Source organism: Mesorhizobium sp. B1-1-5 (assembly GCF_006443065.1).
Classification (GTDB): domain Bacteria; phylum Pseudomonadota; class Alphaproteobacteria; order Rhizobiales; family Rhizobiaceae; genus Mesorhizobium.
This window is the reverse complement of the sequence record NZ_VFWS01000159.1, coordinates 1-9,777: the sequence shown is the minus strand read 5'-3', so window position 1 is coordinate 9,777 and position 9,777 is coordinate 1. Positions and strand designations below refer to the sequence as shown.

8 protein-coding genes and 1 pseudogene are annotated in these 9,777 nt (G+C 64.7%); 1 reads left to right on the top strand and 8 read right to left on the bottom strand.

The window, feature by feature from the left end:
* Window positions 1–140: 140 nt before the first annotated feature.
* The 5 genes from FJ980_RS27695 to FJ980_RS27675 form a co-directional block, all read right to left on the bottom strand.
* Window positions 141–353, bottom strand: a complete 213-nt coding sequence (locus FJ980_RS27695) for a DUF3329 domain-containing protein (RefSeq protein WP_140546845.1) — start codon at window positions 351–353, stop codon at window positions 141–143.
* Between the two features lie 64 nt (window positions 354–417).
* Window positions 418–1,332, bottom strand: coding sequence for a myo-inosose-2 dehydratase (iolE, locus tag FJ980_RS27690; RefSeq protein ID WP_140546844.1), 915 nt, complete (start codon window positions 1,330–1,332; stop codon window positions 418–420).
* Window positions 1,333–1,368: 36 nt separating this feature from the next.
* Window positions 1,369–3,213, bottom strand: a complete 1,845-nt coding sequence (iolD, locus tag FJ980_RS27685; protein ID WP_140546843.1) for a 3D-(3,5/4)-trihydroxycyclohexane-1,2-dione acylhydrolase (decyclizing) — start codon at window positions 3,211–3,213, stop codon at window positions 1,369–1,371.
* A gap of 34 nt (window positions 3,214–3,247) precedes the next feature.
* Complete coding sequence (gene iolC / locus FJ980_RS27680; RefSeq protein WP_140546842.1) at window positions 3,248–5,182, bottom strand: 5-dehydro-2-deoxygluconokinase; 1,935 nt, start codon at window positions 5,180–5,182, stop codon at window positions 3,248–3,250.
* Window positions 5,183–5,336: 154 nt separating this feature from the next.
* On the bottom strand, window positions 5,337–6,182 hold the full coding sequence (locus FJ980_RS27675; RefSeq protein WP_176477064.1) for a MurR/RpiR family transcriptional regulator: 846 nt from the start codon (window positions 6,180–6,182) through the stop codon (window positions 5,337–5,339).
* 157 nt (window positions 6,183–6,339) lie between these two features.
* Here FJ980_RS27675 and FJ980_RS27670 point away from each other — a divergent pair, with 157 nt between their 5' ends.
* The gene (locus FJ980_RS27670; protein WP_140546841.1) at window positions 6,340–7,449 is read left to right on the top strand and encodes a Gfo/Idh/MocA family oxidoreductase; all 1,110 of its coding nucleotides are present in this window, start codon (window positions 6,340–6,342) and stop codon (window positions 7,447–7,449) included.
* 69 nt (window positions 7,450–7,518) lie between these two features.
* Here FJ980_RS27670 and FJ980_RS27665 read toward each other — a convergent pair whose 3' ends face one another.
* From FJ980_RS27665 to FJ980_RS34810, 3 genes and pseudogenes are all read right to left on the bottom strand, one after another.
* Window positions 7,519–8,445, bottom strand: a complete 927-nt coding sequence (locus FJ980_RS27665; protein WP_246676572.1) for a sugar phosphate isomerase/epimerase — start codon at window positions 8,443–8,445, stop codon at window positions 7,519–7,521.
* A 45-nt stretch (window positions 8,446–8,490) separates the two neighbouring features.
* Window positions 8,491–9,483, bottom strand: a complete 993-nt coding sequence (gene iolG / locus FJ980_RS27660) for an inositol 2-dehydrogenase (RefSeq protein ID WP_140546839.1) — start codon at window positions 9,481–9,483, stop codon at window positions 8,491–8,493.
* Between the two features lie 63 nt (window positions 9,484–9,546).
* Window positions 9,547–9,777, bottom strand: a pseudogene (locus FJ980_RS34810) (carbohydrate ABC transporter permease); the annotation flags it as partial.

The window sequence follows — 9,777 nt, the reverse complement described above, 5'->3', positions numbered from 1 at the left end:
CTAGGGTCTGCGCCGCGTCGCTGCGCTCCTTGCTTCGCCCTAGGATGACGAAGCGAGGAGCGTTTCGGCTAATCGCCAACGTATGCGATCCGCCATGCACGCAGTATCCGATCCGTAGAAGCTCTCGAGCCATGGATCACTCACTCTTTTGGTTCGACGTCGGCCTTGTTCTCCTCCGCCGGCTTGTAGAGATAGAAAAACTGCCACACCGCGTAACCGGCGAAGCCCAGCGCGATGACGCCCCAGAAGGGTGTGCCGGAGGCGAATTCGATCACCGACCAGATGAGGCAGACCGCGACGACGGCGATGCGGCGCCACAGCGGCCGGAAGAAGGGATGCTCATAGTCTTTCATCGCGCCAATCCAGGATTTTGCCAAAGCGCACCAGATAGACCGGGCGCCCCGACTAATCCACCGTTCAGGCTGGAAAACCTTGTGTCTCCACCGTGTAGCCGGCGGCCGTCATCACTCGCATCAGCTCCTTGTGGCCGACCTCAGCCATCTTGAGCGGCGGGTTCTTCTTCGGATCCTGCTCGGCTTCGACCACGAACCAGCCTTCATAGCTATGATCGGCGAAACGCTGCACGATAGCGCCGAAATCGAGCGAGCCGTCACCCGGCACGGTGAAGGCGCCGAGCGCCACGGCGTCGAGGAAGGACTGTTTTGTCCGGTCGAGCCCGTCGATCACGCCCATGCGAACATCCTTCACATGGACGTGGTTGATGCGCTTGTGGTGGTTGTCGATGGCGCGCAGCACGTCGCCGCCGGCAAAGGCGAGATGGCCGGCATCGAGCAGCAGCGGAATGCCTTCGCCGGAGTTGCGCATGAAGGCGTCGAGCTCCGGCTCGGTCTCGACCACCGCCCCCATGTGGTGATGGTAGGAGAGCGGCATGCCCTGCTCGGCGCACCATTCGCCGAACTCGGTGACGCGGCGGCCATAGGCCTTCATCTCGTCGTCTGAAAGTTTCGGCTTGGTGGCCAGAGGCTTGGAGCGGTCGCCCTGGATGGACCGGCCAACCTCGCCATAGACGATGCAGGGTGCGTCGACCGCCTTGAACAGGTCGATCATCGGCTGGATGCGGTCCTTGTTCCTGGCCAGATCCTCATTGACCAGCGTGCCCGAGAACCAGCCGCCGCAAAGCGTGACGTCGGCCTCCTTCAGGATCGGCAGCATCACCTTCGGATCGTTGGGGAAGCGGCGGCCCATCTCCATGCCGGTGAAGCCGGCCGAGCGCGACTGGCTCAGGCATTCCTCCAGCGACACGTCATCGCTCAATTCCACGAGATCGTCATTCCACCATGCGATGGGGGACATGCCCAGTTTGGCTTTCAAGTCGTCACTCCAATGTCGGTTCGTTGCGAGGCCGGCTCAACCGTGACGGCTGCTCACGGCTTCCTCGTAGTTCTTGCGCGCGGCATTGACCTGCGGCCGCGACGAGACTTCCGGCACGGCGACGTCCCACCAATGGCCGCCGGCCTCGGTCGAGACCAGCGGGTCGGTGTCGATGACCAGCACCGTGGTCTTGTCGTTCTTCTTGGCCTTGGACAGCGCCGTCTCCAGCTCGGCGATCGACGCCACCTTCTCGGCAACGGCGCCGAGGCTTGCCGCGTGGGCGGCGAAGTCGACGTCCGGCATCACCTCGTGGCGCGTGTCCTTCAAGAGATTGTTGAAGTTGGCGCCGCCGGTCGCCATCTGCAGCCGGTTGATGCAGCCATAGCCGCGATTGTCGAGGAGCACGATGGTAAGCTTCAGGCCAAGCATCACCGAGGTGGCGATCTCGGAATTGAGCATCAGATAGGAGCCGTCGCCGACCATGACGACGACCTCCTGGTCGGGCTTCGCCATCTTGACGCCGAGCCCGCCGGCGATCTCGTAGCCCATGGTCGAGAAACCGTATTCGGCGTGATAGGAGCCCGGCGCGCCGGCCTGCCACAGCTTGTGCAATTCGCCGGGCAGACCGCCCGCGGCATGCAGCAGCGTGACGGCCGAGCCCATGGCGCGCTGCACCGCGCCGATCACTTGCGCATCGGACGGATAGGCGGCGTTAGTCGACGCGGTAACCTTGGCGGCGGCGGCCTGCCACTCCGTCTTGCCCTTCAATGCATTGTCGGTCCACGCGGCCGGCGCCTTCCAGCCCTTCAGCGCGGCGGACAGCTCGGCAAGCCCTTCGGCGGCGTCGGCGACCAGCGGCAGCGCCCAATGCTTGCCGGCGTCGAAACCTTGCGTGTTCAGGCCGATGATGGTGCGGCCGGCATTCTTGAACAGCGCCCAGGAGCCGGTGGTGAAATCCTGCAGCCTGGTGCCGACGGCGAGCACGACATCGGCCTCTTCCGCCAGCCGGTTGGCGGCCGACGTGCCGGTGACGCCGACCGCCGCCATGTTGAGCGGATGGTCGTCTGGCAACGAGGATTTGCCGCCCTGGGTCTCGCAGACCGGAATTCCGGCGCCCTGGACCAGCTTGGCGAGCTCGTCCGAAGCTTGCGAATACAGCACCCCGCCACCGGCGATCACCAGCGGCTTCTTGGCGCCCTTGAGCGCCGCGACGGCCGCCGCCAATTCATTGCGGTCCGGGCGCAGCCGGCGCGGCGTCCAAACACGCTCGGCGAACAGGCTTTCTGGATAATCATAGGCCTCGGCCTGCACGTCCTGGCAGAGCGACAGCGTCACCGGGCCGCATCCGGCGGGATCGGTCAGCACCTGCATGGCGCGGTTCAGCGCCGGGATGATCTGCTCCGGCCGCGTGATCCGGTCGAAATAGCGCGATACGGGACGGAAGCAGTCGTTGACGGTAGCGGTGCCGTCGGAGAAATCCTCGGCCTGCTGCAGCACCGGGTCCGGGAGGCGGTTGGCGAAGACATCGCCCGGCAAAAACAGGACGGGCAACCGGTTTACATGCGCGAGGGCGGCGGCCGTCACCATGTTGAGCGCGCCGGGGCCGATCGATGAGGTCGCGGCCATGAAGCGGCGGCGGAAATTCGCCTTGCCATAGGCGATCGCCGCATGCGCCATCGCCTGTTCATTGTGGGCGCGGAAGGTCGGCAGCTCGTCGCGAACCTGATAGAGCGCCTCGCCAATGCCCGCGACATTGCCGTGGCCGAAGATGGCCCAGACGCCGCCGAAGATCGGCACCTTCTTCTCGTCGATCTCGGTCATTTGCCGGCTGAGGAAGCGGGTCAGCGCCTGCGCCATCGTCAGGCGGATTGTCGTGCTCATTGAATGTCTCCTCCGCGGTTCTTCAGCGGTCTTGTTATGCAGCCTTGCGGCCGCGCGCGGCAAGCCATGCCTCGGTCAGCTGCTCGAAGCGCGCGGTCATGTCGGCGATCGCCTCGTCATCCGACATCCGGCCGGCCAGCCATTGTTCGGCGGCGTTGACGAAGATGGTGCGACCGACGGCAAAGCCCTTGACGATTGGCGCTTTGGCGGTTGCCGCAAAGGCCGCGACCAGCTCGTCCTGCGGCGCTTCCAGCCCGAGCAGCACCACGCCACGGCACCAAGGATCGTTCCTGACGATCACCTGTTCGATCTTCGCCCAGGCGCCTGCGGAAGCCTGCGGCTCGAGCTTCCACCAGTCGGGCTTTATGCCCAGCGCATAGAGTTCTTCCAGGGCGCGCGGAATGGTGGTGTCGTCGAGCTTGCCGTGCTTGCCGGCGATGATCTCGACCAGCAGTTCGCGGCCGACTTTCCGCGCCGCCTCGAATAAAGCGCGCAGCTTCTGCTGCTGCTCGCTCTTCAGCGCTTCCGAGTCGTCCGGGTGATAGAAGCACAGGCATTTGATGCAATGGTCGACCGGCCATTCGGTGAGCTGCGAGCCGATGTCCTGCGAAAACTCGAAGCGCAGCGGCCGCGACCCGGGCAATTCGACCGGGCGGCCGAGCCAGGCGAAGGGATGGCGGGCGAATTCGAACATGGCGTCACGGCCATATTTTTCGTCGATCAGCATGCCATAACCGTCGCGGCCGGCGGCGACCTTTGCCGCCGCCTTGACGGTGAGCACCTTGAAATCGGGGATGCGCGCAACGTCGGCCCCGACCTTGGCGGCAACGTCTTCCAACTGCACACGATGGTCGCAGGCCAAAGCCATCAGCGAGGGAATGTCGCGTCGGCGCGTGGTTGCCCAGTGGACGTGGTTGATCGCCTCGTCCTTGCGCAGCGCAAGGTGCTTGCTGCCGTGCTTCAAAAAGAACTGCAGCTCCTCAAAGGTCGGGTATTCCGGCGCGCAGAGCAGGCGCGACACGGCGAAGGCGCCGCAGGCATTGGCCCAGGTCGCGGCCGTCGCAAAACTCTCGCCGCCGAGCCAGCCCCGCAGGAAGCCCGACATGAAGGCGTCGCCGGCGCCGAGCACATTGTAGATCTCGATCGGGAAACCCTTGCCGACGATGCCGTCCTCGAGATCGTCGCTGATCGGGCCGTCATAGACGATGCAGCCCTTGGCGCCGCGCTTCAGCACGATGGTGGCCGGCGACAGCGCGCGGATCGTCTTCAGCGCGCTGAGGCAATCGTCGGCGCCGGAAGCGATCATGATCTCTTCCTCGGTGCCGACGATGAGATCGCAATCCGGCAGCACGGTCTTGAGCTGCGCCGAGACGCGGTCGGACTTGACGTAGCGCTCGAAGCCCTCGGCATGGCCGGCGAGGCCCCAAAGGTTCGGGCGGTAGTCGATGTCGAAGACAACCTTGCCACCACGGGCCTTCATCAGGCGGATGGCCTTGCGCTGGGCTGCATCGGAATTCGGCCGGGAGAAATGCGTGCCGGTGACGACGACGGAACGCGCCGAGGCGATGAACGCCTCGTCGATATCCTCCTCGGCCAGCGCCATGTCGGCGCAGTCGGAACGGTAGAAGATCATCGGCGAGACGCCTTCGCTCTCGACCGAAAGCAGCACCAGCGCCGTCAGGCGTTCCTTGTCAGTCTTCAGCCCGTCGACCGAAACGCCCTCGCGCCGAAGCTGCTCGCGGATGAAGCGGCCCATCTGCTCGTCGCCGACGCGGGTGAGCAGCGCCGAGCGCAGGCCGAGCCTTGCCGTGCCGACGGAAATATTGGCCGGGCAGCCGCCGACCGACTTGGCGAAAGAAGTGATGTCCTCCAGCCGTGAGCCGATCTGCTGGCCATAGAGATCGACCGAGGCGCGGCCGATGGTGATGACGTCGAGCGGCGGGTATTTCCCTTCCACGGCTTCGCCCATTCGAACCTCCCGTCGGCCTTGTTGTGCAGAGCAGCGTTGTTTTGGACAGCACGCGCCGGCGACGGCGTGGTGTCGTCAATATGAAATATTAATTCCAATCTACAGTCAATATGGAATGAGCATTCCCGAGCCGAAAAGCGCTCGTCCGGGAGGCTCAGCCCTTGCGCCGGCGCCCGGCTTCGCGGCGCTTCTCGCCGACGGCGACGGTCAGCGCCATCGCCAGCGCCATCGTCGCCGAGATCGAGCGGAAGCCGCCGAAATCGGCCTCGGCGACCTCGAACCAGACCTTGGCGAATTGCGCCAGCGGCGAGAAGGACGAGTCGGTGATCGCCACGATCGGCACGCCCTGCTCGGCGATCGAGCGCGTCTCCTCGATGGTCGCCGGCGCGTAAGGCGAGAAGCTGATGGCGATGACGGCGTCGCGCGGCGTGGCGAAGCCGATCATCTCGGCGTTCAGCCCCGCGGCCGATTCCACCAGCTGGTTGCGGATCTTGAGCTTGCCCAGCGCATAGGCGATGTAGGACGCCACCGGATAGGAGCGGCGCTTGGCCAGCACATAGATCGTCTCGGCCTTAGCCAGGAGCGCCACCGCCTCCTCGAAATGGGCATCGTTGAGCGAGCGTGAGATGTCGCCCAGCGAGGTGCTGGCGGCGGCGACGAAGCCGTCGAAGATCGCCCGATGCCCGCGGCCTTCCTCGGCCTTGGCGCGCAGCGCCGCCAGCCGCTCGTCATAGGAGGAGTTGCGCTCGCGCAGCCGCTCGCGGAAAACCTGCTGCAGGCTGGTGAAGCCGTCGAAGCCGAGCTGCTGGGCAAACCGGATCAGCGTCGAGGGCTGCACGCCGGCCGAAGCGGCTATGCTCGCCGCCGTGCCGAAGGCGATGTCGTCGGGATTGTCGAGCGCATAGGCGGCGATCTGCGCGATACGCTTGGGCAGGCTCGCGCGCCTGTCCAGGATCGTCGCGCGCAGCGTTTCGAAATCGCGAGGCACCCGTTCGTCCATCGTCGCTCCGCCCACGCTCATAAGGTTTGTCCCTCTCCTGCCTCATCATAGCGAGTTCGCGCAAGAACACCATAAAAAATGATTTAGATGTTCCATTCTTTACTAAAATGGACTAATTCATCCACACATACTTTCCTTTATCCTGGAGACAATCGACATGGTCGGAGTGGGCCTCATCGGCACGGGCTTCATGGGCAAGTGCCACGCCATCGCCTGGAACGCGGTGGGCACGGTCTTTCCCGATGTCGACAAGCCGATACTGCTGCATCTGGGCGAGGTGAACGACGAGCTTGCCAAACGTAAAGCTGCCGAGTTCGGCTTCGCAAAAGGCTCCGGCGACTGGCGCGCCGTGGTCGAGGATCCGGACGTCGAGATCGTCTCGCTGACCACGCCAAACCAGTTCCACCCGGAAATGGCGATAGCCATCCTCGAAGCCGGCAAGCATCTGTGGTGCGAGAAGCCGATGGCGCCGAGCTTCGGCGAGGCCGAGGCGATGGCGAAGGCCGCGAAGACATCCGGCAAGGTCGCCGTGCTCGGCTACAACTACATCCAGAACCCCGCCATCCGCCATATCGGCGCGCTGCTCGAGGAAAAGATCATCGGCGACGTCAACCTCGTGCGCATCGAGATGGACGAGGATTTCATGGCCGACCCCGAAGCGCCGTTCTTCTGGAAGCACGAGGCCTCTTCCGGCTATGGCGCGCTCGATGATTTCGCCGTGCATCCACTGTCGCTGATCAGGGCGCTGTTCGGCCGGGTCAGCCGGGTCATGTGCGACATGGTCAAACCCTATGCCGACCGCAAGACCGCGTCGGGCGCTCGCCGCGCGGTCGAGACCTATGACATCGCCAGCGTCTTGATGCATCTGGAGAACGGCGTTGCCGGCTCGCTGCTGGTCAACCGCTCGGCCTGGGGCCGCAAGGGCCGCATCGCCATCCAGATTTTTGGCTCGAAAGGCTCGATCCTCTACGACCAGGAGCGGATGAACGAGTTTCAGCTCTACCTCACCGCCGACCGACCGACCGAGCAGGGCTACCGTACCATCCTGGTCGCGCCGCACCACAGGCCCTACGATTCCTTCCTGCCGGCGCCCGGCCACGGGCTGGGCTTCAACGACCTCAAGATGATCGAATGCCGCGAGCTCCTGATGCGCATCGCCGGCAAGCCGGCCCGCATCGTCGACTTCGACGAGGGGCTGGAGATCGAGCGCACCGTGCATGCCATGGCCCGTTCGTTCCAGGAGCAGCGCTGGGTCGATGTGAGGTGATCGAGCCGAGCGCTGGGGCCGGTATGACGGCCCACGGTGGCCGGCCAATGCAGGTTCGGATCTGAACATTCAGGCCAGGTTGATGGCGACGTTGCGCAGCAGCGCCACGGATTTGCGCATGCCTTCCATCGGCGACAGCATCATGTCCTCGTGCTCGATCGACAACACGTCGTCATAGCCGGCCTGCTTCAGCGCGGTGCAGAACTGCCGCCACCAGGTTTCACCGTGGCCGTAGCCGAGCGTGATGTAATTCCAGGCCCTTTCGGCATAATGATTTGGCGGGCGCGTATCGAGCGTGCCGTCAATAGCGGCCGGTATAGGTTCGATGCGTGTGTCCTTGGCGTGGACGTAGTAGATCGCCGAGCCAAGCTTGCGCACGGCGGCGATGGGATCGGCGCCCATCCACATCGGATGGCTCGGATCGTAGTTGGCGCCGACCGTCTCGCCGACCGCATCGCGCAGCCGGAACAGCGTCTGGACATTGTACACGGCCTGATGCCCATGCAGTTCCAGGCAAAGCTTCCTGATGCCCAGATTGTCCGCAAATCCGACGAGATTGCGCCAATAGGGGATGATGCAATCGTCCCACTGGTAGCGCTGGATGTCGGCGCATTCGGGCGGCCAGTCGGTGATGATCCAGTTGGGGTTGGCGTCGCCCGGCCCTCCAGGCAGTCCGGACATCATCACCACGCGGTCGATGCCCAGGACACTCGCCAGCCGGATCGTGTCCTCGGTCACCTGGCGATGCTGCTTGCCCTGCGGTCCCGGATGCAGCGGGTTGCCGGAGCAGTTAAGCGCTGCGATCGTCAGCCCGTGGTCGCGAATCTTGGCGACGAATTCGGCCCGGGTCGTCGCGCTGTCCAGCATGGCCGCCAGATCGATATGCGGCGCCGACGACCAGTTGCCGCAGGCGAACTCCAGCGTCTCCAGCTCCAGCTCGGCCGAGGCGCGCAGCATCTCGTCGAAGGACAGGTTGCCGAGGCTGTCCGTGATCATGCCAATCTTCATTTCGGAAACTCCCGCTTGCTTCGGACCATCCGCTCACAGCTCTACGGGCTCGAACCTGCCGGACCGGGCCGACGCGAGCGCCGCTTCGCAAAGGATCATCGCCTTGCGCCCATCGCTGGCCGTGACTGCCGGCCGCCTGCCCGTTTCGACGCAGGTGATGAAATGGTCGATCTCGGCGGCGTAGGACTCCGCATAGCGTTCGACGAAGAAGTAATAGGGCTTGTCGCGCGATATGCCCTTGCCGCCATACAATTCCACCGAGGTAGGCAGCCGGTTGCCGGCCTGCAGCATGCCGTCCGCGCCGTGCACCTCGATGCGCTGGTCATAGCCATAGGCCGCCCTGACGCTGTTGTTGATGTGACATTGCCGGCCGGACGCCGTCCGCAGGATGAACATCGCGGTGTCGTAGTCGCCGAGCTTCCCGTATTGCGGCGCCACCAGCGAGGAGCCGGTCGCGAAAAGCTCCACAGGCTCCTCGCCAAGCATGTTCCGCGCCATGTCGAAGTCGTGGATGGTCATCTCGCGAAAGACGCCGCCGCCTCCGGCCAGCGCTTCCTCGGTCTCCGGTTCGGGATCGCGGCTGGTGATGATGACCTGCTCGACGGCGCCGATCTCGCCGCCGTCGAGGCGCTCCTTCAGCGCCCGGAAGCTCGGATCGAAGCGGCGGTTGAAGCCGATCTGGAACGGCACGCCGGCCTTCGCGACCGCGGCCAGGCACTCGTCGGTGCGCTTGAGGTCGAGATCGATCGGCTTCTCGCAGAAGATCGCCTTGCCATGCGCGGCCGCTGCCATGGCAAGCTCCGCGTGGGTGCGCGTCGCCGATGCGATGAACACCATCTTCACCGACGGATCGTTCATAACGAGCTCGGTGTCCGCGATCTCGGCGCCGGTTACGGCGGCGACCTTCTCGGCCGCCTCGCGATTGGGATCGACGACGTAGCGCAGCCGCACCTTCGGATGGCGCGCGAGATTGCTCGCATGCACGCGGCCGATCAGCCCCACCCCGAACAGACAAACATCCATCATGCGTTCGACTTTCTCATCAGGCCGCTCCAGCGCTGCCGGCCGGTTCGTGTATCCGAGCGGCAGTCATTTCACCGCGCCCATGGTCAGGCCGCGAACCAAGTGCCGCTGCACCAGCAGCGCGAAGAACACGATCGGCAACGCTCCGATGACGCCGGCGGCCGCCATCGAGGCCCAGTCGGTATCGATGCGCCCGATGAGCGTGGCGGTCCCGCGCGGCATGGTCATCGCCCGCGGCGTCGCGGTCAGCGCCAGCGCGAAAAGGAATTCGTTGAAGGTGACCAGCACGGCGAAAAT